19 protein-coding genes are annotated in these 22,025 nt (G+C 57.1%); 9 read left to right on the forward strand and 10 right to left on the reverse strand.

The features are described from left to right. Positions 1–146 precede the first annotated feature (146 nt). From FKCLFG_RS16450 to FKCLFG_RS16475, 6 genes are read left to right on the forward strand one after another with little or no spacing between them, the layout of a single operon-like run. A complete protein-coding gene (locus FKCLFG_RS16450; RefSeq protein ID WP_472614137.1) occupies positions 147–716 on the forward strand; it encodes a GspH/FimT family pseudopilin in 570 nt (189 codons plus the stop codon). A gap of 6 nt (positions 717–722) precedes the next feature. After that, entirely contained in the window at positions 723–1,304 is a 582-nt protein-coding gene (pilV, locus tag FKCLFG_RS16455) for a type IV pilus modification protein PilV (RefSeq protein WP_472614138.1), read from the forward strand. Then, positions 1,301–2,320: a PilW family protein gene (locus FKCLFG_RS16460; protein ID WP_472614139.1), complete on the forward strand. Its 1,020-nt coding sequence runs from the start codon at positions 1,301–1,303 to the stop codon at positions 2,318–2,320. The genes pilV and FKCLFG_RS16460 overlap by 4 nt, the downstream gene beginning before the upstream one ends. Beyond that, positions 2,317–2,955 (forward strand): pilus assembly PilX family protein, encoded by a 639-nt coding sequence (locus FKCLFG_RS16465; RefSeq protein WP_472614140.1) that lies wholly within the window; start codon positions 2,317–2,319, stop codon positions 2,953–2,955. The genes FKCLFG_RS16460 and FKCLFG_RS16465 overlap by 4 nt, the downstream gene beginning before the upstream one ends. After that, positions 2,952–4,187, forward strand: a complete 1,236-nt coding sequence (locus tag FKCLFG_RS16470) for a beta strand repeat-containing protein (RefSeq protein ID WP_472614141.1) — start codon at positions 2,952–2,954, stop codon at positions 4,185–4,187. Before FKCLFG_RS16465 ends, FKCLFG_RS16470 begins: the two co-directional genes overlap by 4 nt. Positions 4,188–4,226: 39 nt before the next feature. Further along, a complete protein-coding gene (locus FKCLFG_RS16475; protein WP_472614142.1) occupies positions 4,227–4,715 on the forward strand; it encodes a type IV pilin protein in 489 nt (162 codons plus the stop codon). Between the two features lie 277 nt (positions 4,716–4,992). On the opposite strand, the gene gdhA is transcribed toward FKCLFG_RS16475, so the two are convergent. The 6 genes from gdhA to FKCLFG_RS16505 form a co-directional block, all read right to left on the reverse strand. Further along, positions 4,993–6,345 (reverse strand): NADP-specific glutamate dehydrogenase, encoded by a 1,353-nt coding sequence (gdhA, locus tag FKCLFG_RS16480; RefSeq protein WP_472614143.1) that lies wholly within the window; start codon positions 6,343–6,345, stop codon positions 4,993–4,995. Positions 6,346–6,548: 203 nt separating this feature from the next. Then, a complete protein-coding gene (locus tag FKCLFG_RS16485) occupies positions 6,549–7,220 on the reverse strand; it encodes a GntR family transcriptional regulator (protein WP_472614144.1) in 672 nt (223 codons plus the stop codon). A 40-nt stretch (positions 7,221–7,260) separates the two neighbouring features. Further along, positions 7,261–8,232, reverse strand: coding sequence for a prolyl aminopeptidase (gene pip, locus FKCLFG_RS16490; RefSeq protein WP_472614145.1), 972 nt, complete (start codon positions 8,230–8,232; stop codon positions 7,261–7,263). A gap of 263 nt (positions 8,233–8,495) precedes the next feature. Then, entirely contained in the window at positions 8,496–9,629 is a 1,134-nt protein-coding gene (locus tag FKCLFG_RS16495) for a branched-chain amino acid ABC transporter substrate-binding protein (RefSeq protein ID WP_472614146.1), read from the reverse strand. Positions 9,630–10,131: 502 nt separating this feature from the next. Further along, positions 10,132–11,070 carry a 4-hydroxyproline epimerase gene (locus FKCLFG_RS16500; protein WP_472614147.1) on the reverse strand — a complete coding sequence of 313 codons (939 nt, stop codon included), beginning with the start codon at positions 11,068–11,070 and terminating at the stop codon, positions 10,132–10,134. A gap of 34 nt (positions 11,071–11,104) precedes the next feature. Beyond that, positions 11,105–12,097: a D-2-hydroxyacid dehydrogenase family protein gene (locus tag FKCLFG_RS16505; protein WP_472614148.1), complete on the reverse strand. Its 993-nt coding sequence runs from the start codon at positions 12,095–12,097 to the stop codon at positions 11,105–11,107. A gap of 278 nt (positions 12,098–12,375) precedes the next feature. On the opposite strand from FKCLFG_RS16505, the gene FKCLFG_RS16510 reads away from it, so the two are divergent. Continuing rightward, positions 12,376–14,292 (forward strand): phosphoenolpyruvate carboxykinase (GTP), encoded by a 1,917-nt coding sequence (locus FKCLFG_RS16510; protein ID WP_472614149.1) that lies wholly within the window; start codon positions 12,376–12,378, stop codon positions 14,290–14,292. 158 nt (positions 14,293–14,450) lie between these two features. Here FKCLFG_RS16510 and FKCLFG_RS16515 read toward each other — a convergent pair whose 3' ends face one another. Both FKCLFG_RS16515 and FKCLFG_RS16520 read right to left on the reverse strand, forming a co-directional pair. Continuing rightward, positions 14,451–14,909 (reverse strand): DUF2798 domain-containing protein, encoded by a 459-nt coding sequence (locus tag FKCLFG_RS16515; protein WP_472614150.1) that lies wholly within the window; start codon positions 14,907–14,909, stop codon positions 14,451–14,453. Between the two features lie 46 nt (positions 14,910–14,955). Then, the gene (locus FKCLFG_RS16520; protein ID WP_472614151.1) at positions 14,956–15,222 is read right to left on the reverse strand and encodes a hypothetical protein; all 267 of its coding nucleotides are present in this window, start codon (positions 15,220–15,222) and stop codon (positions 14,956–14,958) included. 205 nt (positions 15,223–15,427) lie between these two features. Between FKCLFG_RS16520 and FKCLFG_RS16525 the strand changes: the two genes are divergently transcribed. Further along, complete coding sequence (locus tag FKCLFG_RS16525; protein WP_472614152.1) at positions 15,428–16,381, forward strand: LysR family transcriptional regulator; 954 nt, start codon at positions 15,428–15,430, stop codon at positions 16,379–16,381. Positions 16,382–16,490: 109 nt separating this feature from the next. Here FKCLFG_RS16525 and FKCLFG_RS16530 read toward each other — a convergent pair whose 3' ends face one another. After that, on the reverse strand, positions 16,491–16,949 hold the full coding sequence (locus tag FKCLFG_RS16530; protein ID WP_472614153.1) for an Lrp/AsnC ligand binding domain-containing protein: 459 nt from the start codon (positions 16,947–16,949) through the stop codon (positions 16,491–16,493). Between the two features lie 248 nt (positions 16,950–17,197). Between FKCLFG_RS16530 and putA the strand changes: the two genes are divergently transcribed. Further along, entirely contained in the window at positions 17,198–20,908 is a 3,711-nt protein-coding gene (gene putA / locus FKCLFG_RS16535) for a trifunctional transcriptional regulator/proline dehydrogenase/L-glutamate gamma-semialdehyde dehydrogenase (RefSeq protein ID WP_472614154.1), read from the forward strand. Positions 20,909–21,126: 218 nt separating this feature from the next. On the opposite strand, the gene FKCLFG_RS16540 is transcribed toward putA, so the two are convergent. Next, positions 21,127–21,912: a 5'-methylthioadenosine/adenosylhomocysteine nucleosidase gene (locus FKCLFG_RS16540; RefSeq protein ID WP_472614155.1), complete on the reverse strand. Its 786-nt coding sequence runs from the start codon at positions 21,910–21,912 to the stop codon at positions 21,127–21,129. Positions 21,913–22,025 lie beyond the last annotated feature (113 nt).

Genomic DNA, 22,025 nt, shown 5'->3' on the forward strand with positions numbered 1-22,025 from the left:
AAGCGGGGAAATTCCAGAGATTACTTTCGAAGTAATTTGGCAAGCAGGATGGGTGCGGTAGCAGCCAACGCCACTGGTCAACTCAAAGTTGCCTTCTGTCAACTAAAGCCACAAAAACATCGGCGGCTCAATTAAACTCTTGAGCTATGCACAAATCACACGGATTTACATTGATCGAATTGATGGTTGTGGTGGCTATTGTCGCCATCCTCAGTGCGATTGCTGCCCCATCGCTCCAGCGGCTGATCCAGTCGACTACGATATCGAGCAACGTGAATACCTTTCTGGCCGACATGCGCTATGCGCGCAGTGAATCGATTCGGCGCGGCGGCGGGGTTGTCATGTGCCGCAGCGATGCGCCCGAAGCGACCAATCCGACTTGCGGCAGCGGTTCCGGCCCAGGTGGAAATGGGTGGGTCAGCGGCTGGATTATGTTTCACGACCTGGACAACGACGGAGCAAAAACCGCAACCGAGCCACTGCTGCGGGTGCAGTCGCCCATCACCGCGATAAATTCCATTGTGGAAGCAGGCGGCGCATCATCCACCAAATTCCGCTTCACGGCGACCGGACGCTTTCTCAACTTAAGTTCGGCCACGACACTGACATTTGGTGGCAACGACATGTTCGCCAACGAGGTTCAACGCACGGTATGCGTCAGCCTTGGCGGCCGCGCCCGAATTGCCGGCGACGGCTTCGCCGATTGCCCGAATTAATAACCCATGAAGCCATCGCCTATGAATCGTCACCATCAAACCGGCGCCTCGCTGATCGAGGTGCTGGTCGCCCTGCTGTTGCTATCGTTCGGGATGCTTTCTCTCGCTGCAACGCTGTCTTTCGCCGTGCAGATGCCTAAGTTATCGGGCTACCGTGCGACAGCCGTCAACCTGGCGTCCAGTTATATCGAACGCATTCGTGCCAACCCAGGAGCGTCCGGCAACGACGGGTTCAGCGGCGGGGCCTACGACAAAAGCAGTTACGACAATTCAGAGACCAAACTCGCAATAGATTCATCGAAAATCTGCACCTACCCTAACTGTGTCCCTACATCCTTGGCGGCTATGGACCTTGACGAAACAAAAGTCGCGGTGCGTTCGCAACTGCCTTCTGGCGATATTCTCATGTCGCGCAAAGACAACAGCGGCATAGTCAGCAAGACCACCGGAAACTTGTGGATTGTGTGGCAGGAACCCGATACTTATGCGGCGCTCGATCCATCATCCTCTGACAATTGTCCGCCCGAAGTAACGAATAACGAGCCCGCCCCCAAGCCGCGTTGCCTCTATGTGAGATTCAAGATATGACACGCCAACGTCTCTCCGACTCACGATACCTTAAAGGGTTTTCGCTGATCGAACTGATGATTTCCATGGCCATAGGGCTGATCATTACGATCGCGGTTTTTTCCGCGTATATGGGCGCAGCAGGAGCCGGGAAAATGGCCGAGGCGCAGGGACGCATGAACGAAGATGCCCAGGCTGCACTAACCATTTTGACCCAACAGCTACGGATGGCGGGGAATAATCCCGATCAGACCAACCGCATCGACGATACCAATCCCACACTTTCCAGCCGCCACAATCCGGTTTATCTTCCGACGCCGACCTATATGGGATTCGCATTGTTGCCGTCTACGTTCGAACTCTCCTCATTCCGCATCCGGGGCTGCGATGGAAAATTCAGTAACATCACCACAGCAACCAATCTCGACCACCTCACCTGCGCGGCCGGAACCACCACATCACCGGACTCCATTGCCGTCAGTTACGAAGCGGATAAGTTCAATACGGTGCCCACCGTCGGCGGCTTGCCAACCGACTGTCTCGGGAGTGCATTGAGTCCAGTCAAAGCCACACTCCCAATGGTTGCTGGAGCAACTGATGTGACCTACTACGTGACAGACAACCGGTTTTATATTGGCACCTCATCTTCCATACCCAGCCTGTATTGCAAGGGCAATGGCGGCAACAGCACACCCCAACCGCTGGTTGAAAATATTGAGGACATGCAGTTCACCTATGGCGCAGTAGTCAATACTGCAACCACGGTGGCTGGCTATTTGCGCGCCGATGAATTCATCACCCAGACCGACATGGCTGCCTTGCCCAATGACGCAGAGCGGTGGGCAAAAGTCATAACGGCTCGTATCTGTGTGCTGGCGCGTAGCGAGGTTCCGGTTGTATCCGATGCAGCGTCAGCGCGCTATATCAAGTGTGACGGCAATCTGGAAACTAACCCTCCAGACCTTCGACTGCGGCGCGCTTTCTCCACCACGGTTGTGTTGCGAAATCCGCAGCTAAAAATCACTCCCTTGCCATGAAAATACCAACCCAATCTACATGCCGCCCAAAAACGAGAAGGGGTTTGCCACGCTCTCGATTGCCGCAGCATCAGCGCGGCGTCGTGCTGATCATTGCACTGATTTTATTAGTTGTGATCTCGCTGCTGTCCATCACAAGTATCCGCAATGCCGGTTCCACTGCAAGTGTTGCAGGCAATGTGCGAACCACTGAGATGGCTACTCAGGCCGCTGAAATTGCTTTGCGTCATTGCGAGTATTCTTCTTTGGATATCTTGACAGTTCTTAGTGGCAGTCCGTCTACTTATGCAACCAGTTTTATTCAATCTAATATTTTACCGAAAAGCACCCCGCCACAATGGCAAAACAGTGGATCTTGGGATCTCCCATCCACTGCGATTTTCGTGCTTCCCATGGATATGGTTAATCAGGCTGGGATGACTGATAAAACCTACAAGCGACCGCCCGAGTGCATGGTAGAACTTACGGACAGTACGACTAACAGTACGACTAACAGTACGACTACCTACTATGTAATCACCGCCCGTGGATTTGGGCCTGAAGTAGGGCCTGCCGATGCGAGCCGCAGCCGCCCCGTTGGCAGCGAAGTCTGGCTCCAATCCCACATTTCAATACTTGATGAGAATCCCTCATGATTAATTTCTTTCGTGCGACATTGTCCACCGGACGATTACCCGCCAATCGAAAACAATGGGTGTTAATTTGCCGGAGATTTTTTGGTAAAACCTTGCCACGGAGTGCCGGTACGCGCCGATGGATATTTCAGCTGGTCACGCTGCCGCTGCTGCTGGCCTGGCTACCGGCACAGGCGGCAAAAAACTACGATTTCCCCAATAACTTGCCCCCAGGCTGCAGCGGCGATCGCGTCAATTACACTTGCGGTGTGCTATCGCTCGCCGCCAACGACAAGATCACCATCTCATCGCCGGCCACCATTACTATCACAGGCGATTTCACAACCGGCGCCGGCAGCAAAATCAATGAAGGGGGTTCTACCGCCAACCTTACCCTGGTGGTTAACGGGATGACCGGCTTTGGCACAGGCACATTTATGACCGCGAACTTGACTGGCGGCGGCACCGTCACCACTGGTGCTAACAGCAACATTGTAGGCAATATCACCACTATCGCCGGCGTCGTCAACATCGGTAATAACAATACATTCGTCGGTAAGATCACCACCGGCTCCGCCGCCATCAATGTCGGCAATAACAGCAACATCACTGGCGCGATCACCACCAAGATCGCTGGCGTCGTCACCATCGGCTCTAGCACCAAGGTCGTCGGCAATATTAAGACTGCCTCCGGCGCCGTCAACGTCGGCGCTGATAGTACAGTCGATGGCTCAATCATCACCGGTATCGCTGGCGCTATCACACTGGGGGCGAACGTAACAGTCACTGGCGATGTCGCCACCACTTACCATGGCAGCGAAGTCGGCGCCGGCGCCATCACAACAGGGAGTAATACAAAGATCGGCGGCAGTGTCACCACTAACGCTGGCGCCATCACAGTGGGGAATAATACGGATGTCGCCGGCGGTGTTGCAACCAACGTCGGCGCCATCACAGTGGGAAATAACACAGATGTCGGGGGTAGCGTTTGCACCGGTAAGGCTGGTGCCGTAACAGTAGGGAACAACACAGATGTCGGCGGCAATATCGTGACCAACGCAGGCGCCATCTCAGTCGGCAATTCGAGTAACGTCGCCGGTAACCTCATTTTCAATGGCGCCGGAGCTAGAACAGTGGGAAATAATACAACTATCGGCACGACTTCGAATAGCTCGGAATGCCCTAAGAGTCCAACATTATTAATACCCCTCAAAATCAATTCGCGCCAGTGGCGTCAAATTTTCATGCGCTAGCATGAAAATTATCTCAGCATTCATTCAGGAGTAGGTTTCATGCATTTTCATTTCACCTCCCACAGACCATCAGCCCGGAGCTCCGGGTTCACGCTGATCGAGCTCATGGTCACGGTGGCAATTGTGGCAATTTTGGCCAGCATAGCCCTGCCTGCCTACACCAGCTACGTAGCCAGAGCAAAGCGGGCGGACGCCCGAACCCAGCTGCTGCAGGTAGCCCAGTTCATGCAGCGCTTTTATGTCGCCAATGACACCTTTACCAAAGATCGCGCCGAGCACGACGTGATCGACCAAATTCCAGGGAACCTGAAGCGGTCGCCCGCAGATAGCACCGCAATCTATAACCTTTCCATTCCAACTGCTACGCTCACTTCTGCCAGCTATGTTCTGCGCATGGTTCCCGTTACCGGAGGATCGATGATCAATGACTCTTGTGGAACCTTTACCCTGACGTCAACCGGCGTGCGCGGAGTCTTGGTCGGCGGCACTGCCGGCGGCTCGACCCTGCGCGACACCTGCTGGAAGTAGCGCGAGTCATCGGGGTTGCGTCGCACTAACCGGTGAAAAGTAAATTCGGCAGCAGCAAAGCGCATCGCCCTTGACTGGCATGCCGGCTGAACAGCCCCAGCATTTTGAATAAACATAGGGGTATGTGTAATAGCCCTGCACTTTACGCAATAAGAACATGCGTCGCTCATAAATACAGTGCGCTGTATGTATTTCATCCGCGCAGCGCCGTACAGGCAAAAACGCCCGCAATCCATGACAGATTGCGGGCGTTTTTGATGTGGAAATCGTGCAGCGCTTACACCACGCCCTGATCGATCATCGCGTCTGCCACCTTGCGGAAACCGGCGATATTCGCACCCAGCACCAGGTTGCCGTTCTGGCCGAACTCGGCTGCGGTGGTGCTGACGGTCTGGTAAATATTGTTCATGATGGCGTGCAGGCGGCTGTCGACTTCTTCGAAATTCCATTGCTGCATGCTGGCGTTTTGCGCCATTTCTAGCTGGCTGGTGGCGACGCCGCCGGCGTTGGCGGCCTTGCCCGGACCGTAGCTGATGCCGGCGGCCAGGAACTTGTCGATTGCGCCCTGGGTCGATGGCATGTTGGCCCCTTCCGATACGCAGCGGCAGCCGTTTTTCAGCAGCGCTACCGCATCGGCTTCATTCAGCTCGTTTTGGGTGGCGCTGGGGAATGCGGCGTCGCAAGGCACCGACCAGAGCGGATTGCGGCCGGCCGGGTAGTCCGATGCCGCCGTGTAGCGGGCCTCGGGGTGATGCTCGGCATAGGCGGCCAGCGAAACCCCTTCGACTTCCTTGAGTTGCTTCAGGGTTTCCAGGTTGATGCCTTGCGGGTGGTGGATCATGCCGCGCGAGTCGCTCACGGTGACCGGTGTGGCGCCGACCTGCTGCAGCTTTTCGACCGTGTAAATGGCGACGTTGCCGGAGCCTGACACCAGGCAGGTTTTGCCTTCGAGCGTCTGGCCGATGGCCGCCAGCATGTTTTGGGCGAAATACACCGAGCCGTAGCCGGTTGCTTCCTTGCGTGCCAGCGAACCGCCCCAGCTGATTTTCTTGCCGGTAAATACGCCTTCGTAGCGGCCGGTCAAGCGTTTGTACTGACCGAACATGTAGCCGATTTCGCGCGCGCCGACGCCGATGTCGCCGGCCGGAATGTCGGTGGTGGGGCCGATATGGCGGTACAACTCGTTCATGAACGACTGGCAAAAGCGCATCACTTCATTATCCGACTTGCCCTTCGGGTCGAAGTCGCTGCCGCCCTTGGCGCCGCCGATGGACAAGCCGGTCAGCGCATTCTTGAAAACCTGCTCAAAGCCGAGAAACTTGATGATCCCCGCGTACACGCTCGGGTGCAGGCGGAGACCGCCCTTGTATGGCCCCAGCGCCGAATTGAACTCGATCCGGTAACCCTTGTTGACCTGTACCTGGCCCAGGTCGTCGATCCACGCGACACGGAACATGATCTGGCGCTCCGGTTCGACGATGCGGTCGATGATGTTGTGCTTCTTGTATCTGGAATCCTTGTCCAGCAATGGCCGCAGCGACATCAGGACTTCTTCGACTGCTTGGTAATATTCGATTTCGGCCGGGCCGGTGCGCTTTAATTTTGCGATGGTGTCTGCTACGTATGGCAAGATAATTCTCCAGTAGTAAGTGGGACAGGAATGAAAAAGAGTGCGTCGCATGCGAGTCCGGTGCATGCATTTGCCCGCGGCTAACCCGTTCATGACGGGGTAGTGCAAGACTGCCGGCTGCCTCGCCCCAAAATTTTACGGTAGTGCCGCCGCAAATACCTAGCGCTAATTCGGGCCGGCAAGCGGACACAGGAGTGCCGCCATCACTTATCGATGACCTTGCGCGCAAACGAATCCAGGTAATCCATCAAGGCGTCGGCGCCGCTGACTGCAGCGTCGGGGTCGCCGTTGGCGATTGCGGTGGCCAGCATCATGTGGCATTGGGCGTCGGCCTCGATATCGCCCTCGTGCTGAAACGCGTACCAGAAGCGGCGGCACTGCATCACTTGCGGAATAACCGCGGCAACCGCGGAGGGATTGCGGCAGGCAAGGTGGCTGACCGTGTCGAGCGCCTGATCGGCCTGCATATAGGTTTTCAAGTCGTTCTTTTTGGCGGCGGCGACCATTTTCCTGGCGTGCGTCAGAATCTCCTTGCGCTGCTGCGGCGTGGCGCGGCGTGCTGCGCTGGCGGCGATCAGGCGCTCCAGCACGCGGCGGGTTTCGATCAGGGTCAAATGCGCGGCCAGTTCGATGTCGCTGACGATCAGGCCGCGCCGCGGCAACTGAACAATCAAGCCATTGGCCGACATCCGCATCAGCGCTTCGCGCAGCGGGGTGCGACCCAGACCGGTCGCATCCACCAGTTCGGCTTCGACAATCGGCGTCCCCGGTTTGAGCTGCAAGGTGACGATCATGCTTTCCAGCACGTTGTAGGCAATATCAGCCGCGCGCTGCTTGGTCCCGCCGGGTTTATTGGCTGAATCGGTTGCTGTCATTGCGTCTGGTGCCTGCGCGCTCGATGTTGCATGATTTAACTCAGTCAAAGCCGCGCTGCCGCTTGAACTGATCGGTGGCGGCAACCAGCGCACTGGCAATGCCCGGCTCAAACGCTGCGTGGCCGGCATCCTCGATCATGTTGATGCGCGCTTGCGGCCACGCCTGGTGCAGACGGTAGGCCGACAACGGCGGGCATACCACGTCGTAGCGGCCTTGGATAATGATGGCAGGCAGATGCTGGATGCGCCCGACGTTGCGGATCAACTGGTCGTCCGTCAGAAAGGCGTCATGCAGGAAATAGTGCGCTTCCAGTCGCCCCACGCCGAGGCCGACCGCTTCCGAGCCGAACTCCTCGGCGACTTCCGGGTGCGGCAACAGATGCAGGCAACTGCCTTCATAACGGCCCCAACTGCGCGCCGCTTCCGAGTACACGGCCGGGTCGTCGCAGAACAGGCGCTTCTCAAAAGCCTGCAGCAGATTGCCGCGCTCGGACTCGGGAATCTGCGCGACGAACTGCGCATGCGCTTCCGGGAAAAACCATTTGACGCCGTTCAGGAACCAGTCGATTTCGGGCTTGGTGCATAGGAAAATGCCGCGCAACACGAAGCCGGTGCAGCACTGCGGATGCGCTTCGCCATAGGCCAGCGCCAGCGTCGAACCCCAGGAGCCGCCGAACACCAGCCATTGTTCGATCTCCAGCATCTGCCGCAGGCGCTCGATGTCGGCGATCAGCAACTGGGTCGTGTTGTTGCGGTATTCGCCCAGCGGGGTCGATTTGCCGGCGCCGCGCTGGTCGAACAGCACGATGCGGTAATGCGCGGGATCGAAGAACTGGCGATGCTTGGGCGACAAGCCAGCACCCGGCCCGCCATGCAGGAACAGCACCGGCACTCCGTCGGGATTGCCGCATTCTTCCCAGTACAAAGTATGCAATGCGTCCACCGCCAGCATGCCGCTGCGGTAGGGTTCGATCGGTGGATAAAGCGCGGGGAGAGTGCTTGATTCAGTCATGGAAGAGTGCCTCGTAAATAGGCCGGCAGCAGACGCTGCCGGCGAGATTACATATCAAATTGCACAGTCGAAAAAATGGTAACTATTCGGCCGGCATGCTAATGATGAGCGAAGTTCTGCGGTTCTGCAGGAGCGCGCCCGGGTGCGATCCTGCAAAAACTGCTTCGGTTTAGATGTCTCTTATTGCGGGCTAGATAGTTGCAAAAAATGGAGCAATTCGCATCGCTCCATTTTTCATTTCAGGCCGTTAAAGCGAGATTGGATTAATAACTGGCCAGAGCAACCGGTGCGCCATTCTTGAAGGAAAACACGGTGACCGGAGCCTGTTTCATATTCCCTTTTTCGTCATACGAATAGGTGCCGGCAACGCCCTTGTGGCTGGACTTGTACATCTCCGCGCCGACTTTGACCGGATCTACCGAGTTGGATTTTTGCATCGCCTGGGCTATGAACATGGTCTGGTCATAAAACGAAGCGGCATAGACATCGGCGTCGCGGTTAAAGCGTTTCTTGTATTTGGCCTTGAATGCCGGGCCATCCGCGACTTTATCCAGAATTGCTCCGCCCTGCGCGCAGAGCACGACATCGTTTACCGCATCGCCGCCCAGTTTCCCCATCTCCGGGCTGCACAGCGTATCGCCGCCCAGCAATTTCGCCTTGAGCCCAAGCTGCTTCATCTGGCGCGCCATCGGAGCGCCTTGCGGGGCATAGCCGCCGAAGAAGATCACGTCGGCGTTCTTGGCTTTCATGTTGGTCAGGATGGTGGCGAAGTCGGTCGCCTTGTCGGTGGTGTACTCCTGCCCGACTACTTTGAGGCCCGATTTCTTCGCTTCCTTGATGAATTCCTGAGACAGCCCCTGGCCGAACGCGGTGCGATCATCGATCACGCCCACGGTTTTGACCTTGAGTATTTTGGCCGCATAGACCGCCATGCTGGAGCCGATTTGAGAATCGCTGGCGACGATGCGAAACAGGTTCTTGTAGCCGCCCTCGGTGACTTTGGGATTGGTGCCCACCGTCGACATCATCACGCCAGCCTCGTTATAAATGCGCGATGCTGGAATGGCGACGCCGGAACAATACGGGCCGAGGACAAACTTGGCGCCGCCATCGACCAGCTTCTGGGCCGCGTTGACGCCGGATTTTGGGTCGCACTGGTCATCTTCTGATTGCAGTTCGAATTTGATCTGCTTGCCGCCTATCGTCAATTTTTTGGCGTTCAATTCTTCCACCGCCAGGCGCACGCCGTTTTCATCGTCCTTGCCGGCAAAAGCATTGGCGCCCGAGAGCGGACCGGTGTGACCGATCTTGACCACTTGCTCTTGGGCGAAAGCGCTGCCGGCCAAAGCCATGGCAATCGCGCCTGCGATTGGAATCATTTTTAATTTGAATTGCATATTGTCATCCTCTTGAGAATTGAACCGCGGTAAATCGAATTGAACAACAGTGAATTGAACAGCAGTGATTAAGTGATACGCAATTGACCTGCCATACGCTACGGTCTGCGCCGTCTCTGGTTTCAGATGCAAAACTGATGCATGCATGCATGCATGCGCATTTATACCCGATGCGCTGCACGCCATCAACTGGCACTGCAATGCGTCTGAAATGCGCATCAAATTGCGATGCCCGGCTTTTCTGAAAAGCGAGAATACCATTCGGCTAATATATTTACAATATATCCAACCGATGCTGCGAACGCCCGTAATCGGGCAATGCCAGCGCCGCGAAAGCGGCCGAAAACAAGCTGCTAAATGATGCAAATACAACATACTGAATTAGGTATATTTACTTACCGCAGTGAATACACGCTGCAATTGCTATATTTTTAAAATTTACACCGGAGTATCTTTAGCGCGTTCTTTTTGACGGAGGCACGAACCACGCGCAAACCTGCCGTCAAACCCGAATGCCCCAGACCAAAGGATCGCTTTCATCCAGCAGCAAAGTGGCTTCGGCATTCACATAAGCGCGGCCGCGGATGCTGGGCCGGATTTGCCCGTCTTCGATCCGGTAAGACGCTTCAAACACGCTGCCGATGATGCTTTCCTGACGCCAGATTTCGCCTTCCGCCAACGCGCGGTCCGCGGCCAGACAGGCGACTTTGGCGCTGGTGCCGGTGCCGCACGGCGAGCGGTCGTAAGCCTTGCCCGGGCATAGCACGAAGTTGCGGCTGTCGATGCCGGCAGTAGGGGAGGGTGCGAATAATTCGATATGGTCGATTGCCGCGCCGTCGCTGCCGGTGACGCCTTCGCGCTCCAGCGCCTGGCGCACCCGCCAGGCAAAATCGGTCAGGGCTTCGATATTTTTCAGCGTCAGTTGCAAGCCGTGCTCGCCGACCAGAAAAAACCAGTTGCCGCCCCAGGCCACGTCGCCATAAATGCGGCCGTATCCGTCCACCTCGATGGCAAGCGCTTTCTGGGCCCGATACGCGGCAACGTTGTGGACGGTGACGCTGCCGTCGGTGTGCAATTGCGTCTCGACGACGCCGACCGGCGTTTCGATCCGGTGACGTCCCGGCTGAATGCGCCCCAGATGCGCCAGCGACACGATGAAGCCGATCATGCCGTGACCGCACATGCCCAGATAGCCGACGTTATTGAAGAAGATCACCCCCGCCGCGCAACTGCTGTCGTGCGGTTCGCAGAATAATGCGCCGACCATTACGTCCGAGCCGCGCGGCTCGCACACCACGGCCGAGCGCACCTGGTCATGACTGCGCTGGAAACGCGCCAAACGTTCGGATAAGGGGCCGGCACCCAGGTCGGGGCCGCCGGCCAGCACCAGACGGGTAGGTTCGCCGCCGGTGTGGGAGTCGATGATGGATATTTTTTGCATGGAGTTCTGTGTGATTCAAATGAATTTCGCAGGATCAGCGTTGCTGCAGCGCTTGCGGATTGAGGATGTTGTTCGGCTTGCCCTGGGCGAAATCGACCAGATTCTGAAACGCGGCGCGGAAGTACAGCGCATAACTGTTCTGTTCGACATAACCGAGATGCGGCGTGGCCAGTACGTTTTCCATGCGCAGCAATGGCGAGTCGGACGGCAGCGGCTCGCTTTCAAATACATCCAGTGCCGCCGCGCCGGGCCGTCCTGCCTGCAAGGCTGCCAGCAACGCACCGGGCGCGACCAGTTCGGCGCGGCTGGTGTTGACGAATAGGGCGTCGGGCTGCATCAGCGCCAGATCGGCTTCGGAAACACAGGCTACGGTTGCATCATTCAAACGCAGATGGAGGCTGATGATGTCGGAGGAGGCGAAAAAGGCTTCCTTTGATTCGGCCGCCAGATAGCCGTCCTGGACCGCGCCTTGGCGGCTGGCGGCACGGCCCCAAATTTGCACCGTCATGCCGAATGCCTTGCCATAGGCCGCGATCCGACGCCCGATTTTGCCATAGCCCCAAATGCCCAGAGTCCGCCCCTGCAGCAACATGCCGAGCCGATTGTATTGCGGCGTTAGCGCTGCGGTCTGCCACCGGCCGACTTTCAGATGGGATGCGTATTGAGGGATCTTGCGTTGCGCCGCCATGATCAAAGCCCACGTCAGTTCGGCCGGCGCACTCGGGTCGCCCACGCCTTCCGCTATGACAATGCCGCACGCGGTAGCGGCGGCGACATCGATATGGCCGCTGACTTTTCCGGTTTGCGAGATCAGCTTCAGGTTCGGCAGCCGGGCCAGCAAGGCCTGGTTGAATGCGGTACGTTCTCGAATCAATACCAGCGCGTCGAAAGGCGCCAGGCGCGCCGCCAGTTGTCCGGCGCCGCGCGCACTATTGTTGAATACCTTGACCTCATGGCCGGCTAGCAATGCGAAACAATCGAGCTTGCGTACACAATCCTGGTAATCATCGAGGATGGCAATTTTCATCAAATTTCGCCTTTTAAACGTGGTTTTTTCAGCGTTTTACGCATTATGGAAAATCACCAACAAGCCTGCTCCTTTGCACTTCGTGAGCGCCGTTAGCCCCTATGGATAACATTTATAATATTTCACGGGCTCGAAGGCCGTACCAACGGCCTTCCTCGCACCGGCGTCTGTGCGCGTTTTGGCTCCAACTGATCCAGCGCAAGCATCCAGCTGACGATACCCTTAATGCGCCGAAACGCGGCACAATTAATTCCATTTACTCTTTGGAGGATGTTTTGATGAATCAACCCATCATGAAAGGCGTAGCTGCAGTCAATGCGCCGGCCTTTGTGCACCAGCAAAAACTCATCAACTGGGTGGCCGAAATCGCGGCTCTGACCAAACCTGCCAATATCGTCTGGTGCGACGGCTCGCAACAAGAGTATGACCGTCTGTGCGAAGCCATGGTCGCCGCCGGCACCATGAAAAAACTCAATCCGGCCAAGCGTCCGAACAGTTTTCTGGCGTGCTCGGACCCTTCCGACGTGGCGCGGGTCGAAGACCGCACCTTCATTTGTTCGGCCAGCAAGGAAGACGCCGGCCCCACCAATAACTGGATGGAACCGGCCGAAATGCGCAATACGCTGTCCGCCCTGTTCGACGGCTGCATGCAGGGCCGCACCATGTATGTGGTGCCGTTCTCGATGGGCCCGCTGGGCTCGCCGATCGCCCATATCGGCGTTGAACTGTCCGATTCGCCGTATGTGGTGGTCAACATGCGCATCATGACCCGCATGGGACGCGCGGTGTATGACGTGCTCGGCACCGATGGCGAGTTCGTGCCTTGCGTGCATAGCGTCGGTGCCCCGCTGGCAGCCGGCCAGCAGGATGTTGCGTGGCCCTGCAACCAGACCAAATATATCGTCCACTTCCCGCAAAGCCGCGAAATCTGGTCGTACGGTTCCGGCTATGGCGGCAATGCGCTGCTGGGCAAGAAATGCTTTGCGCTGCGCATCGCTTCCACCATGGGTCGCGATGCAGCGCAGGGGCCCTCTGGCGGCCCGGGCTGGCTGGCCGAACACATGCTGATCCTGGGCGTCGAATCGCCCGAAGGCAAAAAACATTACGTGGCGGCGGCGTTCCCGTCGGCCTGCGGCAAGACCAACTTCGCGATGATGATCCCGCCGGCCGGTTTCGAAGGCTGGAAAGTCACTACCGTCGGCGACGATATCGCCTGGATCAAGCCGCAGGTTGACGAAAAAACCGGCCACGTCCGCCTGTACGCGATCAATCCGGAAGCCGGCTATTTCGGCGTGGCGCCCGGCACCAACGAAAAGACCAATTACAACTGCATGGCGTCGATGCGCGAGAACACCATTTTCACCAACGTCGCATTGACCGACGATGGCGATGTCTGGTGGGAAGGCTTGAGTTCGGTCCCGCCGGCGCATCTGATCGACTGGCAGGGGCGCGACTGGACGCCGGAAATTGCCCTTGACACCGGCGCCAAGGCCGCGCATCCGAACGCGCGTTTCACCGTCGCCGCAACGCAGAATCCGGTCTTCGACACCGCCTGGGACGATCCGGCCGGAGTGCCGATTTCCGCCTTCATCTTCGGCGGCCGCCGCTCCACCACGGTGCCGCTGGTGACCGAAGCGCGCAACTGGGTCGAAGGCGTGTACATGGCGGCCACCATGGGTTCCGAAACCACCGCCGCCGCCGCCGGCCAGATGGGCGTGGTGCGGCGCGATCCGTTCGCCATGCTGCCGTTTGCCGGTTACAACATGAGCGACTATTTCCAGCATTGGCTGGATATCGGCAAATGCATTGCCGCGTCATCTGGCAACGGCGCGGCGCAATTACCCAAAATTTACTGCGTCAACTGGTTTCGCACCGATGCCGACGGCAAATTCGTCTGGCCCGGATTCGGCGACAACATGCGGGTGCTGAAATGGATACTGGAGCGCATCGAGGGCAAGGATGGCGTCAGCGGCGGCATCGATCACCTGTTCGGCATCAGCCCGCGTTTTACCGATCTGCAATGGGATGGACTCGACTTCACGCAAGCCCAGTTCGACACTATTACCTCGATCGACAAGAATGCCTGGCGGGAAGAACTCAAGCTACACGCGCAATTGTTTGAAAAACTGCAATACCATTTGCCAAAGGAATTGGAGGCAAACCGGGTCGCGCTGGAACAGGCTCTGTCAGCCTGATTTTAATTTGACGCGATGCAGCACAGCCATAAAAAATCCATAATTCGGCCGTTTTTCTGCATCGCAGCAAATAAAAAAAACCCCGTAGGCAGCGCCTGACGGGGTTTGAACCCTTCCCGAACGGGAAAGGGGAGACATCCGATATAAGGTTTTGCGCGTTAGATCGTTGCGTGCGATTGACGTTGCACAGTAAGACCGTTTGTTACAGTGGCGTGCGCCGATGCATCGGCAATGTGCGCCAGCGACAGACTGGCGTCGCGGCCGGCATCAAGCGTCACAGCCGGAGCGGCGATCAGCGCCGCCAGACGGGAAACCGGCGCACTCAGCAAATATGCAAACGGGAACACTATCGGCCAGGAAGTCAGCCAAGCTTCCATCCAGGCAGCCGTGAAGCCTGGCGAAAATCCGACCCAAACCAGGCGCAGAACCGCCGCCATCACCAGGGTGATCAGACCCGTCATCAATAACGATGGCAACATCGAGGCCAGACTGTTCGAACGCCGCGGCGCTTTGCGCGCGGTTCGCGAACGGGAATAGGTCGCAACCGGCGTGCAATTGAGGTAGTACGCGGCCGCAGGCGCCATCTGGTCGTTGTAGGCGCTGGTGTTGTTATGCATGATGGTCATTCTTGGTTACGAAACTGCTAGTTATTTTTTAATGAAATTAGCTGCGGCACGAAAGCGCGCGCAACTCAGCCACCAAGTTAGGCGGCAGCGCATCGCTTGAACTGGTCATCGAATGCAAAGTCATTGCATTGCGATAATAAGCACGTGCAAGACGTTGCTCCCTGCTCATGTTAGGCTTGACCACCATTTTCAGCGCGCGGTAGGTGCCTGTCAGCAAAGGCTTGAATATGATTACAAAAGCAAGCAGAAGAGCGACACTGCTCGCGATTTGTAATGAGTAAATGAGGGACATGTTTTGTTCCAAATCAATGTATATGAAGTTTTTTCTTAAGCGCACTATATTGCGCTGCAATATATAAATCAAATTTCAAATTCTCATATCAGTTATACTTTTACTGAATGGCAAATAGTTGCTTTATTTTTAATTAAAAACAACCAGGCTAAGGCTGATTGCAAGACGCCGGATTTTTATCCTGCGCCGATTCACTTACGGTACCTTTAAAAAAATCATGCGCTTTCTCTCTCTGGATCTGAATTTGTTGCGCGTCTTCGATGTGGTGATGACCGAGCAGAACCTGACCCGCGCCGCCAACCGGCTGTCGGTCACGCAGCCGGCGGTGTCGAATGCCCTCAAGCGCCTGCGCGAAACCGTCGGCGATGATTTGCTGATCCGCACCGCGTACGGCGTCAAGCCGACGCCGCGTGCCGAAGCGCTGTGGCCGGCGGTGCGGCGCGCCTTATCGGACCTGGAAGCAGCGCTGATTCCGGAAGCATTCGACGTCAAGACTGCGCGCCAGACTTTCCACATGGCGATGGCGGACGCGACGGCGGCGCTCTGGCTGCCGTCTCTGGTGCGCTCGTTCGAGCGCGAAGCACCCGGTTTGAGCGCGCGCATGGTGCCCCTGACGACGCGCGAGCCGCGCCCGATGCTGATGCGCGGCGATATCGATCTGGCGGTGGGATTTTTTCCCGGCGTGGTGGCGCAATTGGAAGGCGGGCAGGGCAGCGACTCGCCGATTTTGCACCAGCGCCTGCATTCCGGCTCCTACGTCTGTGTGATGCGGCGCGACCATCCGCTGGCAAAATCCGAACTGACGCTGGACGCTTACTGTGCGGCCAACCACTTGCTGGTGAGTTTTTCCGGCCGCGCGCACGGCTTGATTGATGAGGAGCTGACCAAATTTGGGCGCAAACGGCATATTTTGCTGACGGTAAATCAGTTTTTCACGGCCGGCCGGATCGTTGCCAATTCCGACTTGATCACGGTGCTGCCGCGCCATCTGGTCGTGTCGACCGGCATGGGCAACGAATTGATCCACAAGGATTTACCGATCGAAACCCCGGCGGTCCACGTCGACATGCTGTGGCACGAACGCGATGCGCGCAATCTGGCGCATAAATGGTTGCGTGAACACTTGATCACCATGAGCCGGCATGAATTCAATTCCGGCAATCTGAAATAGTGGCGGCAGTGCCGGCCGGGCGCCGGCACTGCATCAATACTCAAGATGGGTATGCTTTAAAAAACAAGCACTACCGCACTGATTCAGCACTATCTAAAAAATACCCTACTTATTTTATAGGAAGCTTGGTGGAATTTTTAACTTCTTCCATGACCGCATAGGTATGGGTTTCCCGCACGCCCTTGAGCTGCAATAACGATTTGCCGAGAAAGTCGCGGTAAGCGTTCATATCCTTGACGCGCACCTTGACCAGGTAATCGAAACCACCGGCGACCATGTGGCATTCCTGCACTTCCGGTATCACCTGCACCCCGCGCTTAAACGAGTCAAACACATCCGGCGTAGTGCGGTCCAGCACCACTTCAATGAACACCAACAACGCCACACCGAGCAATTCAGGATTGAGTTGTGCGGTGTAACCGAGGATATAACCGGTTTCCTGCAGCTTGCGCACGCGTTCCAGACAGGCTGCCGGCGACAAGTTGATCTTTGATGCCAATTCAACATTACTGATGCGGCCGTCATTTTGCAATTCTGATAGAATTTTTTTACTGATTTTGTCGAGCATAAGTGACGTGTAAGGAATAAGTTGAGGATTTGGACGCGGAACCAATACACAAATTATTTCGCGCACGTTCCTGATCATCCGCGGATAAATTTTATTCGGTTTAATTTTCCCATCAAATAGATAATTTTGATAGTGACGACAATTACCAGAATAAATGCACTTCAATCCCACCTACAATCAAATTAACTTCCGTAGCCGCTGCATCCGGCTGACGGCTTCCATCTTCCCTTATTCGATTGCGCCAGAACATGACCAATTTCACCACCTCCGCCGCTGTTGCTGCCATTGCTCCTGCTCCTGCTCCTGCCAACGATCTGCCATTTGCCGCACTCCAGAATGAAATTCTGCGCGATCCGACGCCGCTGCGCGCCGCCATTACGGCCGCTTATCGCAAAGACGAAAGCGCCGCTGTGCAATGGCTGTTATCGCAAATGCATATCAGCGATGAAACGCAGGCCAAGGTGCAGACGCTGGCGCGCACACTGGTGCAATCGGTGCGCGAAAAACGTACCCGCGCCTCCGGCGTGGATGCGCTGATGCATGAATTTTCGCTGTCGTCGGAAGAGGGCGTGGCGCTGATGTGCTTGGCCGAAGCGCTATTGCGCATTCCCGATAGCCACACCGCCGACCGCCTGATCGCCGACAAGATCAGCAAGGGCGACTGGCGCCGCCACCTGGGCGAATCGCCATCGCTGTTCGTCAATGCCGCCACCTGGGGCTTGCTGGTGACCGGCAAACTGGTCGGCACCAGCAGCGAGCAGGGCTTGGGTTCGGCCTTGACCAAACTGATTACCAAAGGCGGCGAACCGCTGATTCGCAAGGGCGTCGATCTGGCCATGCGCATGCTGGGCAACCAGTTCGTCACCGGCCAGACCATAGCCGAAGCGCTGAAAAACGGCCGCGACAATGAGAAACGCGGCTACCGCTATTCCTACGACATGCTGGGCGAAGCGGCGCTGACCGAAAAAGATGCGGCCGCTTATTACGTTTCCTACGAAACCGCGATCCACGCCATCGGCCGCGCCTCGAACGGCCGCGGCATCAAGGACGGTCCCGGTATCTCGGTCAAACTGTCGGCGCTGCATCCACGCTATGCGCGCGCCCAGCGCGAACGCGCGATGCTGGAACTGTTGCCGCGCCTGAAAAACTTGTTGCTGCTGGCCAAGCAATACGATATCGGCCTGAACATCGACGCCGAAGAAACCGACCGGCTGGAGCTGTCGCTGGACTTGATGGAAGCGCTGGCGTTCGACCCCGATCTAGCGGATTTTGACGGTTTGGGTTACGTGGTGCAGGCGTACCAGAAACGCTGCCCGTTCGTGATCGATTACCTGGTCGATCTGGCGCGCCGCAGCGGCCGCAAATTCATGGTGCGGCTGGTCAAGGGCGCGTACTGGGACGCCGAAATCAAGCGCGCGCAAGTCGATGGCATGAGCGGCTATCCGGTGTACACCCGCAAGGTGTACACCGATGTTTCTTACCTGGCGTGCGCGCAGCGCTTGCTGGCGGCGGCCGATGTGGTTTATCCGCAATTCGCGACCCACAATGCGCTCTCGCTGGCCACCATCTACACTTGGGCCCAGGAACAAAACGTCACCGATTACGAATTCCAGTGCCTGCACGGCATGGGCGAAACGCTGTACGACCAGGTGGTCGGCAAAGACAATCTGAACCAGCCGTGCCGCATTTATGCGCCGGTCGGCTCGCACGAAACCTTGCTCGCCTATCTGGTGCGCCGCCTGCTGGAAAACGGCGCGAATTCATCGTTCGTCAATCAAATCGTGGACGAGAAAGTATCGATCGATTCGCTCATCACCGACCCGCTGGCGCTGTCGCAACAGTTAGCCGGCGCGCCCCATCCGAAGATCGAATTGCCGCTGGAGTTATTTGGCCCGGCACGCAAAAATTCCGCCGGCGTCGATTTCAGCGATGAAAACGTGCTGCGCGAAATTAGCGCCGCACTGGGCCAATTCGGCAGCCGCCAATGGCAGGCAGCGCCGCTGCTGGCAGGCGCGGTAGCGGCCACACAGGCGCAAGCGATCCTGAACCCGGCCGATCATCGCGACACCGTCGGCGCCGTAATCGAAGCCAATGTGATTGACGTTGAAACCGCGTTGGCGGCAGCCAGCGCCTTTGCGCTGGACTGGCAAACCGTGCCGCCATCCGAGCGCGCCGCTGTGCTGTGGCGCGCCGCCGATTTGCTGGAAACGCATCACCTGGAGCTGATGGCGCTAGCGATCCGTGAAGCCGGAAAATCATTGCCGAACGCGATTGCCGAGGTGCGCGAAGCGGTCGATTTCCTGCGTTATTACGGCACCCAAGTTTCCACCGGCGTCAACAGTTTGGCGCTCGGGCCGGTGGTCTGCATCAGCCCGTGGAATTTTCCATTGGCAATTTTTATCGGCCAAGTCAGCGCAGCACTCGCGGCCGGCAACGTGGTGCTGGCGAAAGCGGCGGAGCAAACGCCGTTGATCGCGCACCGCGCAGTGCAACTGCTGCATGAAGCCGGTGTTCCACGTGGAGCATTGCAGTTCCTGCCGGGCCGCGGCGAAACTGTCGGCGCCACGCTGACCGCCGATGCGCGCACCCGCGGCGTGATTTTTACCGGCTCCACCGATGTGGCGCAGCTGATCAACCGCACGCTGGCGCAGCGCTCTGTCGCCGAATCCTGCGACATTCCATTGATAGCGGAAACCGGCGGCCAGAATGTGTTGATCGTCGATTCTTCGTCGCTGCCGGAACAAGTGGTGCAAGACGCAATCGCGTCCGCCTTCGACAGCGCCGGCCAGCGCTGTTCGGCGCTGCGCGTGCTGTGCCTGCAAGCCGACATCGCCGACAACACCATCGCGATGCTGAAAGGCGCGATGCAGGAATTGCGCGTGGGTAATCCGGATCGCTTGGCAACCGACATCGGCCCGGTGATCGATCCCGAAGCGCAGCAAAACCTGCTGGCGCATATCGCTAAAATGAAAATTAGCGCGAAATATTTTTATCAATTGCCATTGCCGGCACAGTGCCAGCACGGCACTTTCGTGGCGCCGACCGTGATCGAAATTGCATCCCTGTCCGAATTGCAAACTGAAGTGTTCGGGCCGGTATTGCACGTATTGCGTTACCAGCGCAGCGCGCTGCCGCAATTGATCGATGCGATCAATGCCACCGGCTATGGCTTGACTCTGGGCGTGCATTCGCGCATCGATGAAACCATCGATTTCATCGCCAGCCGCGCCCATGTCGGCAATATTTACGTCAACCGCAATATCGTCGGCGCGGTGGTCGGGGTGCAACCATTCGGCGGCGAAGGCAAGTCCGGCACCGGCCCCAAGGCCGGCGGACCTCTGTACATCAAGCGCCTGCAGCGCAATCCGGATGGCGCGCTGGGCGCGCACACGATCCATGAACCGGCCGCGCCGGTGGCTACCGACGCATTCAACAGCCTGTTGAGCTGGGCCAAAACCCACGGCCACGAACGCATCGCCGCACTGGGCGAGCAATACGCCCACACCACGCCGCTGGGCACCACGCTGGTCTTGCCGGGCCCGACCGGCGAGCGCAATACCCTCAGTTTTGCGCCGCGCGGCGGCGTGCTGTGCGCCGCTTCCGGCACCAGCGCTTTGCTCAATCAGATCGCTGCTGCGCTGGCGACCGGCAATACGGTGCTGGTCGCCGCGCAATCGGCCAGCCTGATTCCATCCGGCTTGCCAAAGCAGGTGCGCGCGCAGATCCATGTCATCGACAATCCGGCGCAGGATGCCGGCTTCGCGATTGCGTTGGTGGATGGCGCGCAAATGGCGCAGCTATTGCCGCTGCTGGCCGCGCGCGAAGGCGCATTGATTCCTACAGTGGAAACAACGGAAACGGACGCCATTGCCTTGTGGCGGCTGGTGGCTGAACGCGCACTCTGCATCAACACCACGGCTGCCGGCGGCAATGCCAGTTTAATGACGCTGGAAGGGTAATTGCCAGGCTAATTCAGACAGTTTTTTCTTAAAAAAAGCCACCGGGTAAGATGCAACCCGGTGGCTTTTTTTCACGTTGAACAGGCGTTTTTCAAGAAAAAATCGGATCCGCGAAAGACACGAAAAATGAAATCATTTGGGGTTTCGCGACTTTCTTTGATTTTTGTTAAATAGTGTAATTTAACAGAAATTAAAAGACGTTAATGAATTTATAGTACTTAATGACTATTTTTCGCCTGCATTCCGGCGCACATTCTTTTCACTATATTGAACGCGTAACGCTGCGCCACCCGCTCCAGAAAACTGTTGAAGTCGATGCTGGCGTTTTCATTTGCCTTGTCTGAAATGGTCCGCACCACCGCAAACGGGATGCCGAATTCGAAGCAGACTTGCGCCACTGCCGCACCTTCCATCTCGACTGCCAGCACTTCCGGCAGCGCCAGTTTCAAGGCGGTAATTTTAGCGCTGCTGGTGATGAATTCGTCACCGCTGGCAACCAGGCCGCGATGCAGGCGCGGCGCTTTCAACCTAAACGCAGCCTTGTCCTGGCTTGCAATCGCGTCAACCCAGTCCATGCCCAGAAAATCGTAAGCAGCCTGGCCGACCAGGGCGCTCAAATCCACGTCGGAAGCAAAAGCGCTGATGCCTGTCAGCGGAACTTCGAAACGCGGCGCCAGCGGCGTCGCATCCATATCGTGCTGTACCAGATTCTCCGCCAGCACGATATCGCCAACCTGCACCTGGTGCGCAGCGCTACCGGCCACACCGGTAAATACGATATGGGTCACGTTAAAGCGTTCAATCAACGTAGCTGCCGTTGCCGCTGCAGCAACTTTTCCAATTCTGGACAGAACGCATACGCAATCAATCCCCCATAAGGAGCCGCTGGTGTAGTCGCGCATGCCGCGCTGGATGCTGTGTTTGCGCTGCATTTGTTCTATCAAGCCGGTTTGTTCTTGATGCAGGGCGCTGATAAGCCCCAAACGAATTTTTTTGTCTGTCATTGCTTGCCTTGATCTGGTTGCCGGATGTTTACTGGGTTTTTAATACTTTGTTTATATATATAAATAGTAGTAATAGTTAACGGTCGGCCTAGCCTGTGGATAAGTGTATAAAA

Source organism: Gelidimonas denitrificans, from assembly GCF_055694065.1.